The organism is Aeromonas sp. R6-2 (assembly GCF_040908155.1).
Classification (GTDB): domain Bacteria; phylum Pseudomonadota; class Gammaproteobacteria; order Enterobacterales; family Aeromonadaceae; genus Aeromonas; species Aeromonas schubertii.
In genome coordinates, this window is the sequence record NZ_JBFODE010000017.1 from 1 (window position 1) to 24,379 (window position 24,379).

General features: G+C 61.2%; 22 protein-coding genes. 15 read left to right on the forward strand and 7 right to left on the reverse strand.

Annotated features, from left to right (window positions below; genetic code table 11):
- Window positions 1-290: 290 nt before the first annotated feature.
- Window positions 291-656, reverse strand: a complete 366-nt coding sequence (locus tag AB5Y48_RS02615; protein WP_050667603.1) for a hypothetical protein — start codon at window positions 654-656, stop codon at window positions 291-293.
- 1 nt (window position 657) lies between these two features.
- Window positions 658-1,305, reverse strand: coding sequence for an AAA family ATPase (locus AB5Y48_RS02620; RefSeq protein WP_050667602.1), 648 nt, complete (start codon window positions 1,303-1,305; stop codon window positions 658-660).
- A gap of 991 nt (window positions 1,306-2,296) precedes the next feature.
- Between AB5Y48_RS02620 and arcA the strand changes: the two genes are divergently transcribed.
- The 6 genes from arcA (at window position 2,297) to AB5Y48_RS02650 (ending at window position 8,561) form a co-directional block, all read left to right on the forward strand.
- Entirely contained in the window at window positions 2,297-3,517 is a 1,221-nt protein-coding gene (arcA, locus tag AB5Y48_RS02625) for an arginine deiminase (protein ID WP_050667600.1), read from the forward strand.
- Between the two features lie 59 nt (window positions 3,518-3,576).
- Window positions 3,577-4,503 carry a carbamate kinase gene (gene arcC / locus AB5Y48_RS02630; protein ID WP_136612645.1) on the forward strand — a complete coding sequence of 309 codons (927 nt, stop codon included), beginning with the start codon at window positions 3,577-3,579 and terminating at the stop codon, window positions 4,501-4,503.
- 52 nt (window positions 4,504-4,555) lie between these two features.
- A complete protein-coding gene (argF, locus tag AB5Y48_RS02635; protein WP_368163697.1) occupies window positions 4,556-5,560 on the forward strand; it encodes an ornithine carbamoyltransferase in 1,005 nt (334 codons plus the stop codon).
- Window positions 5,561-5,682: 122 nt separating this feature from the next.
- Window positions 5,683-7,089, forward strand: coding sequence for a YfcC family protein (locus tag AB5Y48_RS02640; protein WP_050667598.1), 1,407 nt, complete (start codon window positions 5,683-5,685; stop codon window positions 7,087-7,089).
- A gap of 103 nt (window positions 7,090-7,192) precedes the next feature.
- Window positions 7,193-7,684 carry a GNAT family N-acetyltransferase gene (locus AB5Y48_RS02645; RefSeq protein ID WP_368163698.1) on the forward strand — a complete coding sequence of 164 codons (492 nt, stop codon included), beginning with the start codon at window positions 7,193-7,195 and terminating at the stop codon, window positions 7,682-7,684.
- A 130-nt stretch (window positions 7,685-7,814) separates the two neighbouring features.
- Window positions 7,815-8,561, forward strand: coding sequence for an SDR family oxidoreductase (locus AB5Y48_RS02650; RefSeq protein WP_136612647.1), 747 nt, complete (start codon window positions 7,815-7,817; stop codon window positions 8,559-8,561).
- Between the two features lie 44 nt (window positions 8,562-8,605).
- On the opposite strand, the gene AB5Y48_RS02655 is transcribed toward AB5Y48_RS02650, so the two are convergent.
- On the reverse strand, window positions 8,606-9,502 hold the full coding sequence (locus tag AB5Y48_RS02655) for a DMT family transporter (protein ID WP_060588078.1): 897 nt from the start codon (window positions 9,500-9,502) through the stop codon (window positions 8,606-8,608).
- A gap of 148 nt (window positions 9,503-9,650) precedes the next feature.
- Here AB5Y48_RS02655 and AB5Y48_RS02660 point away from each other — a divergent pair, with 148 nt between their 5' ends.
- The 5 genes from AB5Y48_RS02660 to AB5Y48_RS02680 all read left to right on the forward strand — a co-directional run bounded on the left by AB5Y48_RS02660 (window position 9,651) and on the right by AB5Y48_RS02680 (window position 16,735).
- Window positions 9,651-11,243 (forward strand): diguanylate cyclase, encoded by a 1,593-nt coding sequence (locus AB5Y48_RS02660; protein WP_368163699.1) that lies wholly within the window; start codon window positions 9,651-9,653, stop codon window positions 11,241-11,243.
- Complete coding sequence (locus tag AB5Y48_RS02665) at window positions 11,240-12,331, forward strand: endonuclease/exonuclease/phosphatase family protein (RefSeq protein WP_368163700.1); 1,092 nt, start codon at window positions 11,240-11,242, stop codon at window positions 12,329-12,331. The genes AB5Y48_RS02660 and AB5Y48_RS02665 overlap by 4 nt, the downstream gene beginning before the upstream one ends.
- A gap of 60 nt (window positions 12,332-12,391) precedes the next feature.
- Complete coding sequence (locus AB5Y48_RS02670; protein WP_368163701.1) at window positions 12,392-14,245, forward strand: ATP-binding protein; 1,854 nt, start codon at window positions 12,392-12,394, stop codon at window positions 14,243-14,245.
- On the forward strand, window positions 14,242-14,742 hold the full coding sequence (locus AB5Y48_RS02675; protein WP_050667592.1) for a response regulator: 501 nt from the start codon (window positions 14,242-14,244) through the stop codon (window positions 14,740-14,742). Before AB5Y48_RS02670 ends, AB5Y48_RS02675 begins: the two co-directional genes overlap by 4 nt.
- 64 nt (window positions 14,743-14,806) lie before the next feature.
- A complete protein-coding gene (locus tag AB5Y48_RS02680) occupies window positions 14,807-16,735 on the forward strand; it encodes a DNA topoisomerase III (protein WP_368163702.1) in 1,929 nt (642 codons plus the stop codon).
- 15 nt (window positions 16,736-16,750) lie between these two features.
- Here AB5Y48_RS02680 and AB5Y48_RS02685 read toward each other — a convergent pair whose 3' ends face one another.
- Window positions 16,751-17,170: a DUF417 family protein gene (locus AB5Y48_RS02685; protein WP_368163703.1), complete on the reverse strand. Its 420-nt coding sequence runs from the start codon at window positions 17,168-17,170 to the stop codon at window positions 16,751-16,753.
- A gap of 9 nt (window positions 17,171-17,179) precedes the next feature.
- On the reverse strand, window positions 17,180-17,713 hold the full coding sequence (locus tag AB5Y48_RS02690) for a carboxymuconolactone decarboxylase family protein (RefSeq protein ID WP_060588065.1): 534 nt from the start codon (window positions 17,711-17,713) through the stop codon (window positions 17,180-17,182).
- A gap of 99 nt (window positions 17,714-17,812) precedes the next feature.
- On the opposite strand from AB5Y48_RS02690, the gene AB5Y48_RS02695 reads away from it, so the two are divergent.
- Window positions 17,813-18,643, forward strand: coding sequence for an AraC family transcriptional regulator (locus AB5Y48_RS02695; RefSeq protein WP_050667588.1), 831 nt, complete (start codon window positions 17,813-17,815; stop codon window positions 18,641-18,643).
- Here AB5Y48_RS02695 and AB5Y48_RS02700 read toward each other — a convergent pair whose 3' ends face one another.
- Together AB5Y48_RS02700 and AB5Y48_RS02705 are read right to left on the reverse strand one after the other, a co-directional pair.
- Window positions 18,644-19,999, reverse strand: coding sequence for a TrkH family potassium uptake protein (locus tag AB5Y48_RS02700; protein ID WP_060588061.1), 1,356 nt, complete (start codon window positions 19,997-19,999; stop codon window positions 18,644-18,646).
- The gene (locus AB5Y48_RS02705) at window positions 19,996-20,649 is read right to left on the reverse strand and encodes a TrkA family potassium uptake protein (RefSeq protein ID WP_050667586.1); all 654 of its coding nucleotides are present in this window, start codon (window positions 20,647-20,649) and stop codon (window positions 19,996-19,998) included. The genes AB5Y48_RS02700 and AB5Y48_RS02705 overlap by 4 nt, the downstream gene beginning before the upstream one ends.
- Window positions 20,650-20,781: 132 nt before the next feature.
- Between AB5Y48_RS02705 and murB the strand changes: the two genes are divergently transcribed.
- The 3 genes from murB to AB5Y48_RS02720 all read left to right on the forward strand — a co-directional run bounded on the left by murB (window position 20,782) and on the right by AB5Y48_RS02720 (window position 24,248).
- Window positions 20,782-21,819 carry a UDP-N-acetylmuramate dehydrogenase gene (gene murB, locus AB5Y48_RS02710; RefSeq protein ID WP_224161311.1) on the forward strand — a complete coding sequence of 346 codons (1,038 nt, stop codon included), beginning with the start codon at window positions 20,782-20,784 and terminating at the stop codon, window positions 21,817-21,819.
- On the forward strand, window positions 21,816-22,778 hold the full coding sequence (gene birA / locus AB5Y48_RS02715; RefSeq protein WP_050667584.1) for a bifunctional biotin--[acetyl-CoA-carboxylase] ligase/biotin operon repressor BirA: 963 nt from the start codon (window positions 21,816-21,818) through the stop codon (window positions 22,776-22,778). Before murB ends, birA begins: the two co-directional genes overlap by 4 nt.
- Before the next feature lie 147 nt (window positions 22,779-22,925).
- Window positions 22,926-24,248, forward strand: a complete 1,323-nt coding sequence (locus tag AB5Y48_RS02720; RefSeq protein ID WP_050667583.1) for a Na+/H+ antiporter family protein — start codon at window positions 22,926-22,928, stop codon at window positions 24,246-24,248.
- Window positions 24,249-24,379: the final 131 nt, after the last annotated feature.

Genomic DNA, 24,379 nt, shown 5'->3' on the forward strand with positions numbered 1-24,379 from the left:
GAATACCGGCCTGTCACGCCGGGGGTCGCGGGTTCGAGTCCCGTCCGCTCCGCCACTAAATTTGAAGGCCTTCCCAAACGGGAAGGCCTTTTTGCGTTGGTGCAGTTAGCTATATGGCGTCGCCAGACGGTTGAAGGCGCTCGGGCTGTACCCTCTGCATCAGCCGCTGGCGCGGCGGCCACGCAGCCTGAATAGAGAAACCCAGTCGAAAGACCGGGCTTTTTCTTTATGCTCGGGCTGTACCGATGCAGTGGCGTTGCCGGATTGTTGAAGGGGTCGGATTATATTCGCTATCCCGGTTTCAATCCCATTCGTTCATAGATTAGCTGGCGCTCTTCCTGGCTGAGAGTGGCGAAGTAGCGGGTGAATAGACGGACGAGATGGGATTTGTTGAGCCCATCATCCTGCATCATGTCATTGAGCTCTTCGATCACATTATGGGTCAGAGTAAAGGTGGCTTTATGGAAGTGGGCTTGGCCGCGGCGTTCATCCAGACCGCTTAACTCTGAGGCCCAGGTTGAGGCCAGGCTTCTCTCTAGGCTCACGACTCTGGGCTTTCCCCTCGCATATAGCTCTGCATCTTCGATGAACTCATCGATGGTGAAGCGTTTCTGGTGATGCAGGTCATGCTTCTTTTTGAGATCAGAGAGTCCCATATCAAACCTCCACTTCGAGCAGCTCTCTGGCAATGGCACGAATCTCTTCGGCCGATTTCCCATCCGGATCTATCTCTACTACCGAGAGTCCTTTCTCTTCGCTGTCATCATAGACATTGCGGCTATAGGTGATGGCGTGTAGCACGTCGACACCGTAAGTTGAACATACCTCTTTGGCATCGAGGATCCGTTTCACCTGATTGGGCAGTGAGGGGCATTGACTGAGTACGACGGCCGCCTTGAGATTCGGGTTGACCATCTTGCAGGTGGTGATGAGATCTTCCATGTGGGGAAGTGTCTTGAGGTCACGCCGCTTGGGTCTGAGAGGGATCAGGGCATGGGTCGCCACGGCCATGGTGGAACGCAGCGCCCGGTTATCTTGCCCGCCGCAATCGACGATCACGTAGTCGTAGCGGTTCTTCAGGCTCAGCAGATCGTTACGGATATTGCCGTAGAGCTGAACGCAGTTGATGGGGACGAGATCCGGGTTGTCGTTGCGCTCCTGGATCCAGTCCGATGTGGTGCGTTGTGGATCACAATCGACCAATAGCACCTCCCCATGGAAGCGTTGCCTGAGCAGGACTGCAATATTCTGAGCCAGGCAGCTCTTGCCACTTCCTCCCTTTTCACCTCCTACCAGCAGGATCATGGTATTCCCTCATCGTCGGTCACTTATCTGAGTATAGAAAGAGCTGCCATACCGACAAGAGAGAGGGGGCCGGCGCCCCCTCATCACGACTAGTGGCGCTCTCCATGCCATAGGCATACATACTGAGGCACCAGTTGTGGCTGCGCCTGACCTGCCAGCTGGCAGAGTTGCAGAGGCATCGCCGGGGCTCCTTCCGAATGAACTTGCCCGCTCAGGCTTATGGCAATCATAAGCAGTGTGAAGATCCTTAACATGGCTCACTCCTTGTGATCTGGATCACATATGAGTTAAGCCGAGGCTACCTCCCTGACAAGCCGGAATGCGAAATTTCTGGTTATGAAAAAAGTGCCTATCTGTCTAGCTCGTAAGTGGTAGTCAAAGGAGAGGGATAAGCCTCTCTGATATTGCATATTGATGTCAATGCAAGCGTTTTCAATTTCCTGTGAGAATGGCGTCATATCTGACATGGCGCCGTTTCATTGATCGACGTCATTAAAATAATTATTCCGATAATCCATGGCCTGTGACTATTTATCTACTCATATTCCAAAATTGACTAGCCTGAATATTCACTTTTAGTGAATTCGGTTGGCGTGCAGTAAGAGCTTTTCTATCTATATTATTGATTCTGTTCTTTTTGTTTCCATGTTCATAATGTGGTGAATCGATAGTATTCGGCCATGGCTCTGTGGGTTGATTGGGATTTATGGCGATATAACTGCATTTAAAAACGAGGTGTCGGGATGATTAAAAGGAGATTCTGATACCCCTGTCAAAGAATAAGAGCCAATTTTATTCATGCTGGAATGAATGTGACCTGGCTCTATTTTTACCTTCCATGGCAGTACTAATCTTCGCTTCGAAAGGCAAAGGCAGGATAGAGCACAAGCCTACTACCCTACATACAACATATCCCGCCGACGCCACGAGCATGAATAGAAGGATTCTGTTCATTCACTCGCAAGGACCACTGCTAGGACGGAATATCACCATGAGTAAATTCTTTGTCGGATCTGAAGTTGGCCAACTGCGTCGCGTCATGCTTCATCGTCCCAACCTCAGCCTGAAGCGCCTCACTCCTTCCAATTGCCAGGATCTGCTGTTCGATGACGTGCTGTCTGTCGAGCGCGCCGGCCAGGAGCACGACAAGTTTGCCCAGGTGCTGCGTGATCAGGGTGTCGAAGTATTCCTCCTCACCAATCTGCTGACCGAGACACTGGATGTACCCGAAGCCAAGGCCTGGCTGCTGGAGAATCAGGTCTCCGACTATCGCCTCGGCACTTCATTTGCCAATGACGTACGCTGCTACCTGGCCGACCTGCCCCACCGTGAGATGGCCCGTATTCTCTCCGGCGGTCTGACCTACGGTGAGATGCCCTTCAGCGGCGTCAACATGGTTGCCGGCATGCACGCTCCGACCGACTTCATCATCGAGCCGCTGCCCAACCATCTCTTTACTCGTGATACCTCCTGCTGGGTCTATGGTGGCGTCTCCATCAACCCGATGGCCAAGGCTGCCCGCCGTCGTGAGACCAACAACGTGCGCGCCATCTATCGCTGGCACCCCATGTTTGCCAATCAGGAGTTCGTGAAGTACTTCGGTGACGAGGTGAAGGACTACGACCAGTCCACCATCGAAGGGGGCGACGTGCTGGTCATCGGCCGTGGTGCCGTGCTGATTGGTATGTCCGAGCGCACCACTCCGCAAGGGGTTGAGCACCTGGCTCGCGGCCTCTTCAAGAGCGGCCAGGCCAAGCAGGTCATCGCCATGGAGCTGCCGAAGCACCGCAGCTGCATGCACCTCGACACCGTAATGACTCACATGGATATCGACACCTTCTCCGTCTATCCGGAAGTCATCCGCAAGGACGTCAAGTGCTGGTCTCTGACTCCGGAAGGCAGTGCCGGTCTGCGGGTGAAGGAAGAGGGTTACTTCGTACACGCCATCGAGAAGGCGCTGGGTGTGGATCAGCTCAAGCTCATCACCACCGGTGGCGACAGCTTCGAAGCCGAGCGTGAGCAGTGGAACGATGCCAACAACGTGCTGACTGTGCGTCCGGGTGTGGTCGTGGGCTACGAGCGTAACACCTACACCAACGAGAAGTACGACAAGGCCGGCATCAAGGTACTGCCGATTCCGGGTGACGAGCTCGGCCGTGGCCGCGGCGGTGCCCGCTGCATGAGCTGCCCGATGGAACGTGACGGCATCTGAGAGTGAGCGAGGGCGCCCGGAGCGGGCGCCCAGCCAGGAACCCATTAGAGATACGAACCATGAAGAAACCAACTGTCGTCGTCGCCCTCGGTGGTAATGCCCTGCTCCGTCGCGGAGAACCCCTCGAGGCTGACATCCAGCGTAAGAATATTGCAACTGCCGCCAAGACTATCGCCCGCATCGCCGAAGAGCACAATGTGGTGCTGGTACACGGAAACGGGCCCCAGGTCGGCCTGCTGGCCCTGCAGAACAGCGCCTACACCAAGGTCTCTCCCTATCCCCTGGATGTGCTGGGCGCCGAGTCCCAGGGCATGATCGGCTACATGCTGATTCAGGAGCTGAAGAACCTGATGCCTAGCCGCAACGTCACCGCCCTGCTGACCCAGGTGCAGGTCGACAGCGAAGACCCGGCGTTCACCAATCCGACCAAATTTATCGGTCCTGTCTACGAAGAGAGTGAGGCTCGCCACCTGGCTGCCGAGAAGGGATGGGTCGTCAAGGCTGACGGCAAGTTCTTCCGCCGTGTTGTGCCCTCTCCGCTGCCCCAGCGTATCGTCGAAGGCGATGCCATCGAATCCCTGATTGCCCAGGGGCACCTGGTGATCTGCACCGGCGGTGGTGGTATCCCGGTGACCTGGGACGGAGAGCGTCTCAACGGCATTGAGGCCGTCATCGACAAAGACATGTCTGCCGCCTACCTGGCCAAGCAGATCAAGGCCGACGCCCTGCTGATCCTGACCGACGCCGATGCCGTCTACCTGGATTGGGGCAAGCCGACCCAGCGTCCGCTGCGTGCCACTACCCCGGCAGCCCTGGCCGAGATTCCGTTCGATGCCGGCTCCATGGGGCCGAAGATCGACGCCTCCTGCGAGTTTGTGAAAGCGACCGGCGGCATGGTGGGAATCGGTGCCCTGGAAGATGGTGTGGCCATCCTCAAGGGAGAAGCCGGCACCAATATCGTCGCCAAAGAAACTGTAACTGCGTAGTCAAACCCTACTGCCCATTGGTCTGAACCAGATAAATAAGAGAGAACACATCATGGCTTTTAATCTGCGTAACCGTAACTTCCTGAAACTGCTCGATTTCACCCCGCGCGAAATCCAGTACATGATCGATCTCGCCATCGACCTGAAGAAGGCCAAATACGGTGGCTACGAGCGCAAGCACCTGGTTGGTAAAAACATCGCCCTGATCTTCGAAAAGACCTCTACCCGTACCCGTTGTGCCTTTGAAGTCGCCGCCTTCGATCAGGGCGCTCAGGTCTCCTACCTTGGCCCGAGCGGTTCCCAGATCGGTCACAAGGAGTCCATGAAGGACACCGCCCGCGTACTGGGTCGCATGTATGACGGTATCGAATACCGCGGCTATGGTCAGGAGATCGTGGAAGAGCTGGGCGCCTATGCCGGTGTGCCGGTATGGAACGGCCTGACCAACGAGTTCCACCCGACCCAGATCCTGGCCGACTTCATGACCATGCTGGAGCACGGCAAGGGCAAGCGTCTGGACCAGATCAAGTTCGCCTACCTGGGGGATGCCCGCAACAACATGGGTAACTCCCTGATGGTCGGTGCCGCCAAGATGGGCATGGACATCCGTTTGGTTGCTCCCAAGGCCTTCTGGCCGGAAGAGGAGCTGGTTGCCAAGTGCCGCCAGATCGCCGAAGAGACCGGTGCCCGCATCACCCTGACTGAAGACGTGAAAGAGGGCGTGCTGGGTGTGGACTTCCTCTACACCGACGTCTGGGTATCCATGGGTGAAGCCAAAGAAGCCTGGGATCAGCGGGTGAAACTGATGACCCCGTATCAGGTCAACATGGACGTCATCAACGCCACCAAGAACCCGGATGTGAAGTTCATGCACTGCCTGCCGGCGTTCCACAACGATGAGACCACCATGGGCAAGGAAGTGGCCGATAAATATGGCATGAAGGGCCTGGAAGTGACCGAGGACGTGTTCGAATCCGAGCACTCCATCGTGTTCGACGAGGCCGAAAACCGGATGCACACCATCAAGGCAGTGATGGTTGCTACGCTGGGCGACTAAGGTCGCAGTAGTGGTGCCGGGGGGAAACCCCCGGCTTTTCCCCATGTGAAGGCGGCATCATACCTCCAAGCCCTACCCATAAAGGCTGCCCCATGGACTACCACACAGAAGGACGCTGAATCATGACTAAATTCAAGTTCCCGTCAGCCTATACAATTCTGTTTGTGCTGATCGCCCTGGTGGCCGCCCTGAGCTGGGTTGTGCCGGCCGGCAAATACGAAATGACCATGAACGAGGCACTGGGCAAAGAAGTCCCGGTAGCCGGAACCTACAAGCAGGTCGACGCCAACCCGCAGGGGCTGGTCGATGTGCTGCTGGCCCCGGTCGATGGCCTCTATAACCACGAAACCTATGAAGCCGGTGCCATCGACGTCGCCCTGTTCATCCTGATCATCGGCGGCTTCCTCGGTATCGTCACCAAGACCGGTGCCATCGATGCCGGTATCGAGCGCGTGACCGATCGTCTGCGTGGACGCGAGGAGTGGATGATCCCCATCCTGATGGCGCTGTTCGCCGCCGGCGGCACCATCTATGGCATGGCCGAAGAGTCCCTGCCCTTCTACACCCTGCTGGTGCCGGTGATGATGGCTGCCCGTTTCGACCCGGTCGTCGCCGCCGCGACAGTACTGCTGGGTGCCGGTATCGGAACCCTGGGCTCCACCATCAACCCGTTCGCCACCGTCATTGCCGCCAACGCCGCCGGCATCCCCTTCACTGACGGTATCTGGCTGCGTGTTGCCATCCTGCTGGTTGGCTGGGTCATCTGCGTTGCCTACGTGATGCGCTATGCCAAGATGGTTCGCCAGGATCCGAGCCGCTCCCTGGTGGCCGACAAGATGGAAGAGAACAAGGCCCACTTCCTCGGTAACAAGGGCCAGGAGATGCTCGAGTTCACCATGACTCGCAAGATCGTTCTGGCTATCTTTGCCGGCTCCTTCGGTGTGATGATCTACGGTGTGGCCGTGCTGGGTTGGTGGATGGCCGAGATCTCCGGCGTGTTCCTGGCTTCTGCCATCATCGTTGGCCTCATCTCCCGCATGAGTGAGGAGCAACTGACCTCCAACTTCATCGACGGTGCCCGTGACCTGCTCGGCGTGGCCCTCATCATAGGTATCGCCCGCGGTATCGTGGTCATCATGGACAAGGGGATGATCACCCACACCATTTTGCACAGTGCCGAGGGTATGGTGAGTGGCCTCTCCACCGTGGTCTTCATCAACGTCATGTACTGGCTGGAAGTGGTGCTCTCCTTCCTGGTGCCCTCCTCCTCCGGTCTGGCCGTGCTGACCATGCCGATCATGGCGCCGCTGGCTGACTTCGCCAACGTGGGCCGCGACCTGGTGGTGACTGCCTACCAGTCCGCCTCCGGTATCGTCAACCTGGTGACCCCGACCTCCGCCGTGGTCATGGGTGGCCTGGCCATCGCCCGCGTCCCCTATGTGCGCTGGCTCAAGTGGGTGGCGCCGCTGCTCGCTATCCTGACCGTGTTGATCACGATCGCCCTGAGTCTGGGGGCCCTGATGGCCTGATCGGAGTGAACTGCAAAACCGGAGCCTGGTGCTCCGGTTTTCTTTTTGGGGCTGTGCCCGTTATGCAACATGGGGCATGATGAGTCCTCACCAAGGAGGTTCTATGTCCATCACCATTCGTCGCGCGGGGCCTGAGGATGCCGCCGCACTGCGCGATGTCTACGCCATGCCCAAGGCACAGGCCGGCACCCTGCAACTCCCTTTTCCTTCCCTGCATCACTGGCAGCAGCGGTTGCAACCGGAGGCGGGAGCCTACCCCCTGTTGGCCGAGTGCGAGGGGATGGTGGTGGGGGGACTAACCCTGTGGCTGGCGACCAACCCCCGCCGCCGCCATGTGGCGAGCCTCGGTATGGCGGTGCGTGACGACTGGGCCGGGCGTGGGGTCGGCACTGCCTTGCTGACGGCAGCCATCGATCTGGCCGAGCAGTGGCTCGGGATCACCCGGCTCGAGCTCACCGTCTGGGCCGACAACGAGGCCGCGCAGGCCCTCTACCGCAAGGCAGGATTTGTGGAGGAGGGGCGGGCCCGGGCCTATGGCCTGCGCAACAGAGAGCTGACCGACACCCTCTATATGGCGAGGATCCGTTCATCGTGACCAGTCGGCGACTCCGGGGAGGGGCGGATCGACGTTATTTGTGCAGGCAAGGGGATGCATGCCTCGGGGTGCCTTCCTTATTGAGGCTGTCATGGTTTAAGGTGTGGCGTTTTAGACAAGGAGGATCGCGATGATTGCTATGGTTACGGGTGCCTCGTCCGGATTCGGTGAGGCCATCAGTCGGGTCCTGGTGCAGGCGGGATGGAAGGTGATCGGCACGGGGCGGCGCGTCGAGCGGCTGGCCGGGTTGCAGCAGGAGTTGGGTCAGGCCTTTCTGCCCCTGGCGTTCGATATCCAGGACAAGGAGGCGACCCAGGCCGCCATCGCAGGCCTGCCGGAGGCGTGGTCCGGGATCGATCTGCTGGTGAACAATGCCGGCCTGGCATTGGGTCTGGCACCGGCTCACCAGGCCGATATGGATGACTGGGAGCAGATGATCGCCACCAACGTCACCGGTCTGGCCCGGATCACCCGGCTGGTGCTGCCTGGCATGGTAGCCCGCCAGCGGGGACATGTGATCAATATCGGCTCTATTGCCGGCACTTATCCCTATCCGGGCGGTAATGTCTACGGCGCCACCAAGGCCTTCGTGAAGCAGTTCAGCCTGAATCTGCGTGCCGATCTGGCGGGAACGCCGGTGCGAGTCACCAATGTGGAGCCGGGTCTGTGTGGCGGCACCGAGTTTTCCAATGTGCGCTTTCACGGGGACGATGCCAAGGCGGCGGCCGTCTATCAGGGGGTGGCATTCATTCGGCCCGAAGATATCGCCAATACGGTGCTATGGATCAGTCAGCAGCCGCCCCACGTCAACATCAACAGCGTGGAGCTGATGCCGGTGGCCCAGAGCTTCGGCCCCCTCACTGTCAGCCGTGGCTAAGTGATGAAGGGGGCAAGCTGCCCCCTTGTTATACCGCTCTTCCTCTACTTCTGTATGGCGATATGGTCACGGCGCGACTTCCAGAGCCAGCGTAGCGGGATCTGGGAGAGCAGCATGCCGACCAACATCAGGCTGCAGCCCAACATAGCCCGGCTATCCAGATGCTCACCGAGTAGCAGGACTCCTCCGATGGCGGCAAAGACCGTCTCCAGGCTGAGGATGATGGCTGCATGGGCCGGATGAGCCTGCCGTTGCCCCAGTACCTGCAGGGTATAACCCACTCCCACCGAGACCAGGCCTGCATAGAGCAGCGCCTGCCAGCCGGCGACCGCCCCCGCCACACTTGGCACCTCCAGCAGAAAAGCCATCGCCAGACTCAGCAGACCGCATACCAGAAACTGCACCGCGGCCAGCCGGATCGGGGCGACCCGGCTCGAATAGTGATCGAGCACCAGCAGGTGGATGGCCCAGAAGAGGGCTCCAGCGACCTGCAGCAGGTCCCCAACGTTCATGGAAAAGTCATCGGTGACGCTCAGCAGGTAGAGTCCGACCAGTGCCACGGCGCCACCTACCCAGGTATTGACGCCGGTCTGGTGGCGCAGTAGCAGGCCGAGCAGAGGAACTATGATGATGTAAAAGCCGGTGATAAAGCCGGCCTTGGCCGCCGTGGTATAAAGCAGTCCCACCTGTTGCAGGGTGGCGGCCGCAAACAGCACCCCGCCGGCCAGGAGTCCCCCGGTCAGCAGGCTCTTGACGGGAGCCGGATGGCTTGGTTGGCGGACCCGCAACCAGAGTAGGAGAGGCAGCAGAGAGAGGGCGCCGAGCAGGAAGCGCAGGCCATTGAAGGTATAGGGCCCCATATGGTCCATGCCGAGGCGCTGGGCGACGAAGCCCATCCCCCAGATGGCGGCGGCCATTAATAACATCAGATTAGAGTGCATCGTTTCATCCATGAAACCCGGAAACCTCCACGAGCTTACTACCTGACGCCCGCGGGAGGGAAGGCCGGAGGCGTTTGGACAGGTCGGGGGAGGGACTGTTATTCTCTCGGTTAACAGGCCATCATCTACGAGCACGGAGAGCTATCGCTTGGAGGACACCCAAACCGGGAGGGGCTCCTGGTCCCTGGTCAGTCGGATGCGGCTGGCTCTGCTGCTGCTCTTCATTCCGGTGCTGTTACTCGGTGCTCTCTACTACCTGCATGTCACCCGTTTGATGCAAAACGAGCTCTCTCGTCAACTGACCGACGAGAACCGAAAGTTCAGCGCCATCTATGTCGAGCCCTATCTGGAAGAGCTGGAGCGTCAGTTCCTGCTTCTCTATCAAAACATTGATTATCATGACTTTCTCGACCCCAGGGCGGGACAGCTTGCCGAGTATTATCAGGACTGGCAGAGCTTCTTTAACCTGCGTGGGGATCTCAAGTATGTCTATGTGGGAACGGAGCAGAAGCGTATCTTCATCACCCCCGAGTGGGTGCCCGATGACAAGTTTGATCCCCGTCTACGTCCCTGGTATCTCAAGGCGGTGGCCGCTCCCGATCGTATCGTCTGGACCGATCCCTACTACGACTACATCAGCGGTGAGCTGGTGATGGCCATGGCGCGCGCACTACCGGACAAGAGCGGCCGGGTGCGGGCCGTGTTTGCGGTGGATACTGTGCTTAACCGCCTCTCGCAGGTGCTGCAGGGGCACTCCAGCCGTCTCGACAGTCGCCAGATGATCGTCAACCCGGCCGGACAGTTGGTGGCCTACCCCGATACCCGCCTCCTGCTTCAACCGATGGCGCACCCCGACTGGCTGGGTCGGATGACCCAGGCAGAGGGACAGTTTGTCGACAACCGGGCACAGCTCTTCGTCTCTTACATGCGCCTCTCCAGAGAGGGGTGGACATTGGTCAGCGTGTTGCCGACCGCCCAGATCGAGCAGACCCGGCGCAGTGCTCTGCTCAATGTGCTGGGGGTGGTGGCGCTGGCCTCTCTCTTCTACCTCATCGTGGCGCTGGCCTGGAGCCGCTACTTCCGGCGCATGACCGATGAGATCAGCAGCGTGATCCGTGCCGCCCGCAGTGAGGCGAGCGATGTGCCGGTGGAGCAGATGCGCGAACTGACCCATGTCTACGCCGAATTGGTAGCGGTGGGACAGGACTATCAGGAGGCGCGGCAACAGGCCAATCTGGACAAGCTGACCGGCCTCTACAATCGGCGTTACTTCGACGAGCAGTTGGAGAGTCTGCTGGAGAGCGGTCAGATCTTCTTCCTGGGCATGATGGACCTGGATAACTTCAAGCAGGTCAACGACACCTATGGCCATCAGACGGGCGATGTCGTGCTCAAACGGGTGGCCCAGACCGGTATGGCGCTGTTCAACCAGCACGGCTGGTTCTGCCGCTACGGGGGGGAGGAGCTGGTGCTCATCCTGCTGGTGGAGGAGGAGCGACTGGCCAGGGGCATGATGGAGGATATGCGCCTCGAGGTCTCCTTGCTGCACTGGCGGGAGGCCGGCTTGTCGGTCACCCTGAGTGGCGGACTCGCCCGGGTGCAGGGAGGGAGTGCCCAGGAGTGTCTGGCCAGGGTCGATGCCATGGTCTATGCCTCCAAACGGCGCGGTAAAAATTGCATCAGCGTCGACTGGGAGCCAGACCCGGCCGATCAGGAGAGTGAGCGCGAGGCGCTGCCATGACCTCGCTGCGCGTGGCGACCTTCAATGTGGCCTTCGATCGTCCCGCCCCGGGTGGCTTGAACCGGCAGATGGCCAGGGGAGATCATCCCCAGATCCGCCGGGTGGCCGCCATCATCCAGCGGATCCGCCCGGATGTGATCCTGCTGTGCGAGTTCGATCATGATGGTGAGGGGCATGACAGACGTGGGCTGGATGATTTTGTGCGTCACTATCTCGGTGTCTCGCAGGAGGGGGAAAACCCCATTGCCTATGACCATCGCTGGCTCATTCCGACCAACACCGGAGAGCGGCTCCCCTTCGATCTGGACGGCGATGGGGAGATCCGTCCACCCCGTGACTGCTATGGTTTCGGAGACTTTCATGGCCAGTACGGCATGGCGTTGCTCTCGCGGTTCCCGCTGGTCCCCGAGGCGATCCGCTCGTTTCGCCACTTCCGCTGGGGTGACATGCCCTCTTCCCTGTTGCCCGCCGCCCTGTCGGAAGCTGCTTGCGATGGTCTGCGCCTCTCCTCCAAGAACCACATCGATATTCCGCTTCAGATAGGGGGACAGCGGCTACACCTGCTGGCCATGCATCCGACCCCACCTATCATCAACGAGTTTAACCGCCGCCGTAATCACGATGAGCTGCGCCTCTTCCTCGATTACCTCGATGGCGCTCCCTATCTGGTCGACGATGTCGGCGTTCGTGGCGGTGTCTGCGCCGATCCCTTCGTGCTGTTGGGTGATTTCAACGCCGACCCTGCCGATGGTGATGGGGGGCGAACCATGATGCAGCGACTGTTGGCGCACTGCAGGATCCATCCCGCCTGTCAGGAGGCACCCCACTCGACGGGGGCCGCCAGCCTGGCAAGGGCGCGGGGGCATGGCCTGCGGGGGGAGCCCGCCAACTGGACCCACATTCGCCCCCTGCGGTTGGATTATGTGTTGCCGTCGCGCGAATGTGAGGTGCTGGGCTCCGGGGTGTTCTGGCCGGCGGTGGGTGAGCCGGGTTACGAACTGGTGGTCGATCCGGTTGGGGGAGAGGGTAAGGGGGGCTCTTCGGATCATCGCCTGGTTTGGGTCGATCTTGCCCTGGCTGTTAACTGACTCGCAAAACAACTACCTCTTTATTGATAGTGTGTGAATGAATCCATTTGGAGTCATGCCATGCCCGCGCTTGTCCTGATCTGTCTCTCTTCCGACCCGATGCGGCGCGAGCGGCTATTGGGTGATCTTGCCACTCTCTCCTCCCATCTCTCTCTGATCGGAGCTGGCTCCCTGGGGGAACTCAGCGCCCAGCTGGCCGAATTGGCGGCGCGGGATCAGGTGCCGGCTCTGCTGCTGCACGATCCCCAGTGGCAGGGAGAGGTCGCCACCCTGGCTCCTCTCTACGGTCAGTGTCGTCTGCTCTGCCTGACCCCTGAGCTGGCAGGGGAGTCTCTGCGGCTGCGGGTGCGGGAACTCGGTAGCCAGTTTGTGCTGCAGCACCCCGGTCTCGACCTGCTCGACTATGCCCGGGTATTGGCACCGGCCCCCCTGCTCGACGCCCATGTGGCCCGCAAGCTGGCGGAATACGGTGAAGACTTCATGGACTTCACGCGCTACGACGATGGTGCCCTCTCGCGCCGGGTGATCGACGGTCTCTATCGCTTCTTTGCCGAGCGGGACGAACACCACGCCTGTCGCCGCTACAGCCCGGGGCACTTGCTGACCCGGGAGAGAGAGCGCAACGAATTTCTCTGGTTTATCGCCAGCGGTGAGGTGGTGCTGCAAAAGCGCGACGAGAGCGGGGTCGAGCGTGAGGTGGTGCGTCACCAGGCCGGGGCTCTGGTCGGTGGCATGTCGTTTGTGACCGGCGAACCCGCCTTTACCACAGGGGTGACCCTCACCCCGACCGAGGTGATCAAGCTCGACAAGCGGCAGTTTGCCGAGGTGATGCGGGCACGCAGCGATCTGTTGCCGGCTTTCACTCATCTGCTGCTGCGCCATTTTAACCGCCGCCTCCAGCACAGCATCCGTACCAAGATGGCCCTGCAGCGCACCTTGCAGTCGTTGGATGATGCCTATCGGCAGCTGGTGGAGAACGAGAAGATGGTGATGCTGGGCCAACTGGTAGCCGGGGTCGCCCACGAGCTCAATAATCCGGTTTCGGCCATCCTGCGTGGCAGCGAGACCCTGAGCGAGCTGGTGCCGGATCTTATCAATCTTGAGCTGGCGCCGGAGCAGAAGACCCTGGGTAATCTCACCCTCTGTCACGCCTTGCAGGTACAGCCCCTGTCGACCAGCACCGTTCGGGAGCGGACGCGCAAGGCTGAGGGGCACTTTGGTGACCGTCAGCAGGCCAGGCTGGCGGTGCAGATGCAGCTCGATGACGAGGCGAGCTGGCTCGGCTGGTTTGCCAACCTCAACGGACCGCAGCGGGATGAGCTGCTGGCGCGTCTCGAGCAGTTTCACCAGGCGGGTACGTTTTTGCGCAACATCGCCGTCTGTGGCCGGCGCATCGGCGATCTGGTGCGGGGGCTCAAGCAGTTTGCCAGGCAGGATGGCGAGGCGCCCAGCCAGTGTGATCTGCTGGAGGGGCTGGAGGATACCCTGATCATCTTCGACAATCGCCTCAAGGGGCATGAGGTGATCCGCGAGTATCAGCCGCTCCCTCCTGTCTGTGGTTATCCCGGCGCCTTGCAACAGGTGTGGACCAATCTGCTGGCCAATGCCCTCGATGCCATGGAGGCACCTGGCCGGATCCTGCTGCGGGGACGCAGGGAAGGGGATGAGTGGATCTGTATCGAGATCGAGGACAGTGGTTGCGGCATAGCACCGGAACAGCTGACCCAGATTTTTGAGCTCAACTACACCACCAAGCGGGAGGGGCACTTCGGGCTCGGCATCGGGCTCGGCATCTGCCGCCAGGTGGTCCAGCAGCACGGCGGGCGGATTGAGGTGAGCTCGACCCCGGGAAGTGGTACCTGTATGCGGGTCTGGTTGCCGATCGCCGGGCCACTGGCCAAGGAGGAAGCATGAACGATAAAACCTATTTGATCCTGTGTGTGGACGACGAGCGGGAGGTGCTTGACGCCGTGCTCCATGATCTTGCCTTCCTGCGCAGCCACGTCGAGCTGGAGGGGGCCGAGAGTGCCGAAGAGGCGCGGCAGGTGATCGAGGAGTGGGAGGAAGAGGGTGGCAAGTTGGCCCTGATCCTGTGCGATCACATCATGCCAGGCATGGCAGGGGTCGACTTTCTGATCGAGCTGAAGGGGCGAGAGAGCACCCAGGCCAGTCGCAAACTGCTGTTGACCGGACAGGCCGGGCTAGAGGCGACCATAGCGGCGGTCAATCGCGGCGGGCTCGATTACTATGTGGCCAAGCCTTGGCAGCGTGAAGCCCTCAGTGCCGTGGTGAGAGATCAGCTGACCGATTATCTGCTGGCTCAGGGGGCGCAGGGGGCACTCGCCTATGCCCCTGTCCTCAATCAGGAGCGCCTGTTTCGGGCCCTGCACCAGCAGCCCTGTGACGACTGAGACTTGGTGTTTGCCCGGCGCCTTCATATACTGTTCACATATACAGTATTGTGAGTGATCCGTCATGCGACTCTTCATCGCCGAGAAGCCCAGTCTGGGGCGAGCCATTGCCGACATACTGCCCAAGCCCCACAAGAAGGGAGAGGGCTACATCGAGACCGCCCAGGGCGATGTGGTGAGCTGGTGCATCGGCCACCTGCTGGAGCAGGCCGAGCCCGAAGCCTATGACGCCGCCTTCAAGCAGTGGCGCATGGAGCACTTGCCGATCGTGCCCGAGCGCTGGCAGCTCAACCCCAAGGCCAAGACCAAGGGGCAGCTGGCGGTGCTACGACGGCTCATCAAACAGGCCGACGAAGTGGTCAATGCCGGTGACCCGGACCGGGAGGGGCAACTGCTGGTTGATGAGGTGATCGACTACCTCGGTTACCCCAAGGAGAAGCCGGTTCGCCGCTGCCTCATCAGCGACATGAACCCGCCGGCGGTGCGCCGGGCGGTGGAGCAGTTGCGCGACAACCGTGACTTCGTACCCCTGGCGGTCTCGGCCCTGGCGCGCACCCGTGCCGACTGGCTCTACGGTATCAATATGACCCGCGCCTATACGCTGGTGGGACGCAAGGCGGGCTGTGACCAGCTGCTCTCGGTCGGGCGGGTGCAGACCCCCCTGCTCGGGCTGGTGGTGCGTCGGGACCAGGAGATCGCCGCCTTCGTGCCCAAGCCCTTCTTCGAGGTGCTGGCCCACCTGCGCAGCGCGGCGGGCGAGCCGTTCACCGCCAAGTGGCTGCCCTCCGAGGCGTGCCAGCCGTGGCAGGACGAAGAGGGACGGGTGCTCAGCCGCAAGCTGGCCGAGAACGTGGTGACCCGCATCCATGGTCAGAGTGGTCAGGTTGAGGCGGTCGACGAGAAGGCCAGGAGGCAGGCGCCGCCGCTTCCCTACAACCTCTCCAGCCTGCAGATCGACGCCGCCAAGCGCTTCGGCATGGACGCCAAGCGGGTGCTCGATATCTGCCAGGCCCTCTACGAACGCCACAAGCTCATCACCTACCCCCGCTCTGACAGTCGCCACCTGCCGGTGGAGCACTATGGTCGCGCCGAGCGGGTGCGCCAGGCGATCGCCACCACGGCGCCCCAGTTGGCGGCGGCGGTCGGGCAGGTCGACGGGCGGCTGCGCAGCAAGGCGTGGAACGACAGCAAGGTGGATGCCCACCACGCCATCATCCCGACCGAGAAGGGGGGCAACCCCGCGACTCTGTCGGGGGACGAGGCCAGGCTCTACGCCCTGGTGGCGCGCCAATACCTGATGCAGTTCTATCCGCCGTTCGAGTACAACGACAGCCGGGTGCTGGTGCGAATTCAGGGGGGACTGTTCGAGGCCAAGGCGCGGCGCATCCTCAAGGCGGGCTGGAAAAGCCTGCTCGGGGTGGAGGAGGATGACGATGAGGAGAAGGCGGGCACCCTGCCCGCCCTGTGCGAGAGGGAGGCGGTGCAGTGTGAGCGGGGTGAGCTGCTCGAAAAGATGACCCAACCCCCCAAGCCGTTTACCGATGCCACCCTGCTCGCCGCCATGACCGGCATCGGCCGTTACGTGCTGGATCCGGAGATCCGCAAGACCCTGCGCGATACCGATGGCCTCGGCACCGAGGCGACCCGGGCCGGTATCATAGAGCTCCTGTTCAAGCGCCGCTTCCTCGCCCGCCAGGGCAAGAGCATCAAGGCGACTCCGACCGGCCATGCCCTCATCACCGCCCTGCCCGAGAGCGCCAGCCGTCCGGACATGACGGCCCTGTGGGAGCAGGCGCTCGGGCGTATCGGCGAGCGTCAGGAGAGTTACCAGCACTTCATGGGGCCACTCGAGGCGCAGCTGCGCCAGCTTATCGACGACGCCCGCCACAGTGACGGGGCCGGTTTTCGCGCCCTGCCCAAGGGGGAGGCCCCCAAGCGCCGCTTCACCCGGCGCAAGGGAACCAAGCGACCCGCCAAGGCGGTGGCGGCCTGATCGCCGGCGCCGTGCCTAGGTGGTCCGGCAGCGAATGATGGTGGTGATGGCGACGCCGAGAAAGACCAGGTCCTTGAAGATAAAGAACTCGGTAACGGGGACGCCATCCACGATCTTCCAGACTCCACTCAGGGTCAGCAGGAAGGTGAGGGTGGTGGTGAAGATAACGGTCGCCCCCCAGCCGCTCCAGTAGCCGATACGAGGGTAGTGAAGGCCCACAATCAGACCCGCCGCTACCAGAATCTCGAGTAGCCCGATGAGGTTGGAGACACCCTGCGTGGAGAGGGGACCATAGAGCCAGCTCATCAGAGGGTGGCTCTCGACCAGGGGACGAATGGCCTCGGCCTCGGTCGGTGTGAATTTGAAGATCCCGATCCACAGCAGGGTCAACACGACCCCGCTGAGGGAGATCAGATATCCAATCTCTCTTCCCATAGTGCTACCTCAAGGAGTCAGGTCGACGGCAGGAAAGTCCACCTCGGTGCCCGCCAGATGGTTGCCATAGTTGGTGAGGGTATTGAGGGTTACCTGCCCCAGCACCTCCAGCAGCAGAGGGTCGTCAACGCCGGCCTCACGGGCTTCTGCCAGTTGCTTGTCACTGAGCTCCCCACGCTGGATCACCAGGGCGATCGCCAGCTGCAGCAACGCCTGGTCGCGAGCATCATCAGCGAGTCCCAGCCGGGCCCGGCGTATCTCATCCTGGGTCAGGCCGAGTTTGCCTGCGATCAGGGTGTGGGCCGACAGGCAGTATTGGCAGCGATTGGCCTGGCCAATCGCCAGCGCCAGCTGTTCGCGCTGACGGGGAGTCAGTTGTCCCTTGCTCAAGGCATCGGCGAAGGCGAGATAGGCATCGAGCAGCGTCGGGGAGTGGGCCAGTGTTGCATAGAGGTTGGGCACCATGCCGAGCTGTCGGCGCAGGGCGTCCAGGGTGGTGGCCGCACGGCCGTCGGGTTGCTGAACCGGTGCGATACGAGTCATTTTTATCTCCTGCGTGTGTGGTTGACAGAGGAGATAATGCCCGGTTAAACAGAACTAATAGTCGTTAATAGTCCAGCAAAAAGGTTTAGTCGTATCGTTATGGATGCTTTTTCCCGTTTATTGGCTCACTCCAGTGCCCATGCCAGCCTCTTCTTTGCCGGTCGCCTCTGTGGCGAGAGCCATAGCGAGGATTACCCTTCGGGTGGACAACTCCACCTGCTGCGAGCCGGTGAATTGATGCTGCATCGGGAGGGGGAGCCTCCCCTGTTGTTGCAGGAGCCAACCCTGATCTTCTATCCCGTGCCGTGTCACCATCGTCTGATACCACGAACCCTGGGTGGCTGTGATCTGGTGTGTGCCAGCCTGCACTTCGGGGAGGAGGGAGCCTCTGCGCTGCGCTCAGCCCTGCCCGATCAGCTGTTGCTGCCGCTGCGGGAGCTCCCTGCCCTGGCTCCCCTCCTGCAGCTGCTGTTTGATGAGGCCTTTGGTGAGGCCCAAGGGCGTGAGGCGATACTCGGTCGACTGGTCGATCTGTTGCTGGTCTATCTGCTGCGCCATATACAGGGGGCCGGACTCTACCGGGGTGGGATACTGGCCGGTCTCGCAGACATCAGGTTGGCTCCCGCCATCGCGGCGATGCATGAAGAGCCCGAGCGCCCCTGGACCCTGGCATCACTGGCGAGTCTTTGCCACCTCTCCCGAGCTCGCTTTGCGGTGCGCTTTCATGAGGTGGTCGGGATGCCTGCGCTGGCCTATCTCACCCGGTGGCGGCTGAACCGGGCTCAGCGTCTGTTGCTCGAGGGGATGCCCATCAAGCTGGTGGCTCCGTCGGTGGGTTACGGCGGAAGTGGCGCCCTGGCCAAGGCATTCGAGCGGGAGGAGGGGGTGACCCCGGCGCGTTGGCTGGCTGCCAGGCGCCGGGGGGAGTAGTTACCCGGTGTGAACGTTCTCTTCCGGATACTTGATGCGGGTGGCGACCGGTCTGGCCAGCATAAATGCCAGGGTCAGGGGGCCGAGACGACCGCAGATCATCACCAGCACCAGGATCAGTTTGCCCGGTTCACTCAGGGAGGCGGTGATACCGGTCGAGAGGCCGACCGTGGCAAATGCCGAGACCACTTCAAACATCACCTTATCGAACGGTAATGACTCGGTGATCATCAGCAAGAACATGGCCAGGAAGAGCACCATGGTACTGACGATGATGATCGCGAGGGAGCGGGTTACCACCTGGGGGCCTATGGTGCGACCGAAGGCGGTCACGTGGGGCTGTTTGGTCAGAAACGCCCGGGTAGAGAGCATGACGACCGCGAAGGTGGTCACCTTGATCCCCCCCCCGGTGGAGGAGGTGCCGGCGCCGATAAACATCAGCACCATCATGAAGAGCAGGGCGGCCGGAGTGAAGTGTCCGATATCCACCGTATTGAATCCGGCGGTACGGGCACTGGCCGAGTGGAAGAAGGCCGCCAGCATCTGCCGGCTGAAGGGGGCTTGCCCCAGGGTGCCCGGGTTGTTGTGCTCGAGCAGCCAGAACATCAGGGTCCCGACCAGCAGCAGGAGCGGAGTCACCGCCAGCATCAGCTTGGTGTGCAACTTGAATCGTCGCCAGCGGCGTTTGCGCACCATGTCGACGATGACGGTGAAGCCGATTCCGCCGAGGATCAGCAGCCCGGCGATGGTCAGGCTGATGAGGGGGTCGTCCCTATAGTCCATGAGATTGTTGGAAAAGAGGGAAAAGCCTGCGTTGTTAAAGGCTGAGGCGGCATGAAAGAAGCTCACATAGAGCCCGTGGCTCCATCCCATCTCGGGCACCCAGCGGATGGCCATCAGGGCCGTGCCGATGAGCTGGGCGATGAAGGCAAACAATATGATGCGTTTGACCAGCCGCACTATGTTGATGGAGCCCTCCTGGCCCAGTGCCTCCTTGGCCAGTACCTGTTGGCGCAGGCTGACCCGCTTGCTGAGCAGGGCCAGCAGCAGGACCGTCATGGTCATCTGACCCAGGCCTCCAATCTCCATCAGGAGCAACAGGATGATTTGCCCCTGCAGGGTGAAGGCACTCCCCGTGTCGACCACCCCCAGACCGGTCACACTGATGGCCGAGGTCGCGGTGAAGAGGGCGTTGACGACGCTCACCTGGCCGTCGTGGCTCGAGGGCTGCACCAGAAACAGGGTTCCGACCAGCAAGATGGCCAGAAAACTGCCCAGGATCAGCTTGGCTTCGCTCCAGCGTGACTCCTCCTGTTGCAACTTGAAGGTAAAGCTGCTGCGCCAGAGGGGCGTCATAGGGTCTCCAGCCAGTGGTCGATGGCGTGCTTGTTACCCGCCAGGATCAGGATGTCGCCGAGGGCCAGCTCCATCTTGCCGGTCAGCACGTTATGCAACTGCTCCCCCCGCTTGATGGCGAGCAGCTGGAAGTCACTCTGCTGCAGCAGGTGAAGATCGCCCAGAGAGCGCCCGTTTTGCTGCAGGCCGATGACGAATTCGGTCAGCACCATGTTATGACCCAGCTCCAGATAGTCGAACAGCCGGTTGTCGAGCATGCTCTGGGCGACGCGGCGTCCCATGTCCCATTCCGGATTGATGACCTTGTCGGCCCCTACCTTCTGCAAGATCTTGGCGTGAAACTTGTCGCGTGCCTTGACCCACACCTTCTTGACCCCGGCCTCCTTCAGGACGAGGGTGGTGAGAATGCTGGTCTCCAGGTTATCGCCGATGGCGACGAAGACGATGTCGTAGTCGGCCAACCCCAACTCCGCGACCGTTGCCTCATCGGTTGCATCGGCCACTATGGTATGGCTGCAGAAGGTGGCGACCTGGCGGGTCCGGCTCTCGTCGATGTCGATGGCGAGGACCTGGGCGTCCTGATGCTCCAGCTCTTCGCACAGGGCGCTGCCGAAGAGGCCCAGGCCGATGACGGCAAACTGAGTGTTCATGCGAGACTCTCTTGATGCGTGAAACAGTTACTCTAATCCAATGGGGGTGGGGAGGAAAAGCGGCAGCAATTTTTCCGTGACCAACCAATTGAGGTAGACTTGGCGCCTCGCTCAAGCCGGATCTGAACCACCATGAAATTGCAAGAACACGCCTCCCTGTGCGATCTCACCACCCTCGCCCTTCCCGCCACCGCCCGCTGGCTGGCCACGCTGGAGACGAGCGATGATCTGGAGGCTCTGCGGTGCGACCCACGCTGGGCCGGCCAGCCGCGCCTGGTACTGGGGGGGGGCAGTAATGTGCTGTTCACCTGCAATTTCGACGGGCTGGTGGTGCTCAACCGCCTGCGTGGCATCGAGGTGGTGGATGAGGGGGAGAGCTGGCTGCTGCATGTGGCGGCCGGCGAGAACTGGCACGAGTTGGTACGCACTACCCTGGAGCGGGGGATGGCGGGACTCGAGAACCTGGCCCTGATCCCGGGTTGTGTCGGTGCCGCCCCGGTGCAGAACATCGGTGCCTACGGGGTTGAGCTGGCTCGCGTCTGCGCCTATGTCGATACCTGGCGCTGGAGCGACGGTCAGACCGAGCGGCTGGATGCGTCCCACTGCCGTTTCGGTTACCGCGACAGCCTCTTCAAGCATGAGTATCAAGAGAGCCATCTCATTACCGCCGTGGGGTTGCGTCTGCCCAAGGTGTGGCAGCCGGTGCTCTCTTATGGGCCATTGGCGGCCCTCGGTGACAAGGCCAGTGCACAGGCCGTGTTCGACATCGTCTGTGCGACGCGTATGGCCAAGCTGCCGGATCCGGCGGTGCTCGGCAATGCCGGCAGCTTCTTCAAGAATCCCGTGGTTGCACTGGGCCTGGCCGAAGGCCTCAAGACGATCTATCCGTCCATGCCGCTCTACCCGGCCGGTGAGGGGCAGGCCAAGTTGGCGGCCGGCTGGCTTATCGAACAGTGTGGTCTCAAGGGATTTGCCATCGGTCAGGCCGCCGTTCATCAGGAGCAGGCGCTGGTGCTGGTCAACCGGGGAGGCGCCACGGCACACGACCTGCTGGCCCTGGCCCGACATGTACGCGACACTGTGGTCGAGCGCTTCGGGGTCGAGCTGGAGCACGAGGTGCGCTTCATGGGCGCTCGGGGTGAAACCAGCCTGCGCGAGGTGATGGGATGAGCCTGACTCCGATCCGCCAGGCATTGCTCGAGATCCTCGCCGACGGCGAGTTCCACTCCGGGGAGCAGCTCGGGGAAAGGCTCGGTATCAGCCGCGCCGCGGTCAGCAAGCACGTCGCCGCGCTCAAGGCGTTGGGGCTGGATGTCTATAGCCTGACCGGCCGTGGCCACTGTCTCGCCCTGCCGCTGGCACTCTACGATCAAGGTTGGCTGCAACAACAACTGCCGCTCGCACCTGTGTCGGTTTTTCCGGTCATCGACTCGACCAATCAATACTTGCTGGATCGGGTGGAGTCCCTCTCCTCGGGAGCGCTCTGTCTGGCCGAGTGCCAGACGGCCGGACGCGGGCGCCGTGGCAAGCCCTGGGTCTCTCCCTTCGGCTGTCAGCTGATCCTGAGCCTCTACTGGCGTCTGGAGCAGGGGATGGCCGCCGTGATGGGGCTGAGCCTGGCGGTGGGGGTGGCCGTGGTCGATGCCCTGGAGGCATTGGGGTATCCCGGCGTGACCCTCAAGTGGCCGAACGATCTCTACTATGAGGGACGCAAGTTGGCCGGCATCCTGGTGGAGATGAGCGGCAGTGCCGGCGGACTCTGCCATGTGGTGGTCGGGGTGGGCCTCAATCTGGCGATGCCCGATGGTGAGGCCGACAAGATCGATCAACCCTGGGCCGAATTGCGGCAGGTGCGTCGGGAGCCGGTCGATCGCAACCAATTGGCCGCCCATGTGGGCCGCAGTCTGCAGCAGGCGATGCAGCGTTTCGAGCAAGGGGGGCTCGCCTCGTTCGTCAATCGCTGGAACCAGCTCGATTGTTTCAAGGGGCAGCCGGTGCGCCTGCTGATGGGTGAGCAGGAGGTGAGAGGGGTGGCCAGGGGTATCGACGAGCGAGGAGCCTTGCGTCTGGAGACCGGGGAGGGCGAGCGCCTCTTTTTTGGGGGAGAGCTCTCGTTGCGCCCCCTTTGAGATCCGCTTGTGGCCTCATTGTTCCGGTTTTCTTGTCCTTCATCAGGCCCGCCACAGTGCGGGCCAGATTTTTCTAGACATTCGTCACGCAATTGGCCAACTTAGACGCCTTTTTAGACAGACAGCGTCCATAAGAAGGGAAGTTCAATGAATCCTGTTGTTGTCGCAGTCAGCCTGATGCTGGTGCTCAGTCTGCTGCGTATCAATGTGGTGGTGTCGCTCAGCATCGGTGCCATCGTCGGTGGCCTGGTGGGCGGCCTCTCCATGGGGGAAACCCTCTCAACCTTTACCGGTGGACTGGGTGGTGGCGCCGAGATCGCTCTAGCCTATGCCATGCTCGGTGCCTTTGCGGTGGCCATCTCTCGCTCCGGTATCACCGACCTGCTGGCCCGCAAAGTGATCAGCCAGCTCGGCAAGGAGGCCAGCCCGAGCCGGGTGCTTTGGGTCAAGAGCCTGCTGCTGGTGGCGATCCTGCTGGTCTCGGTCTCCTCCCAGAACCTGATCCCGGTTCACATCGCCTTTATCCCCATCCTGATCCCGCCGCTCCTGCATGTGATGGCCCAGATGCAGATGGACCGACGCCAGGTGGCCTGCGTCATCACCTTCGGCCTGACTGCGACCTATATGTTGCTGCCGGTCGGATTCGGGGGCATCTTTCTCAACAACATCCTGGCCAAGAACCTGATCGATAACGGGGTGGCCGTTACGGCGGGGCAGATCCCCCTGGCCATGAGCATTCCGGTTGGAGGCATGTTCCTGGGCCTGTTGGTAGCGGTCTTCTTCACCTACCGCAAGCCGCGCCAATACGATCTGGCGAAGATTCTGGCGACCGAACCCGAGTCCGCCGAGCTCAACCTTGCCCATATCTGGGTGGCCCTGCTGGCTATCGGCGTGGCTCTGGGGCTGCAGCTGATGACCGACAGCATAGTGCTGGGGGCCCTGGCCGGATTTGTCATCTTTACCCTGGGTGGGGTCATTCCCTTCCGTGAGAGTCAGGATGCCTTTACCCAAGGGGTGCGCATGATGTCGCTCATCGGCTTCATCATGATCTCGGCGGCCGGTTTTGCCGCCGTGATGAAGGCAACCCACGGGGTGGATAGCCTGGTGGCGTCGGTCTCGGGCCTGATGGCGGGCCACAAGGGGATGGCGGCCTTCCTGATGCTGCTGGTGGGTCTGCTCATCACCATGGGGATCGGCTCTTCCTTCTCCACCGTGCCCATCATCGCCACCATCTATGTGCCTCTCTGCATCCAGCTGGGCTTCTCTCCCATGGCCACCATCGCCCTGGTGGGCGCGGCGGGCGCCCTGGGTGATGCCGGCTCACCGGCCTCCGATTCGACTCTGGGGCCGACATCCGGCCTCAATGCCGATGGCCAGCACGATCACATCTGGGACAGCGTGGTACCCACCTTCATCCACTACAACATCCCCCTGCTGGGGTTTGGCTGGATCGCAGCCATGGTGCTGTAAGTCGCTATAACGCAATAAAAAAGGTGGCCGTGGCCATAATGCCGATCAGTTAAGGATCCATTGACCGATCCTTCTGATGTGTGAAAATCCGAAACCTATTGATTGGTTTCGGATTTTTTATGCGCATCGAA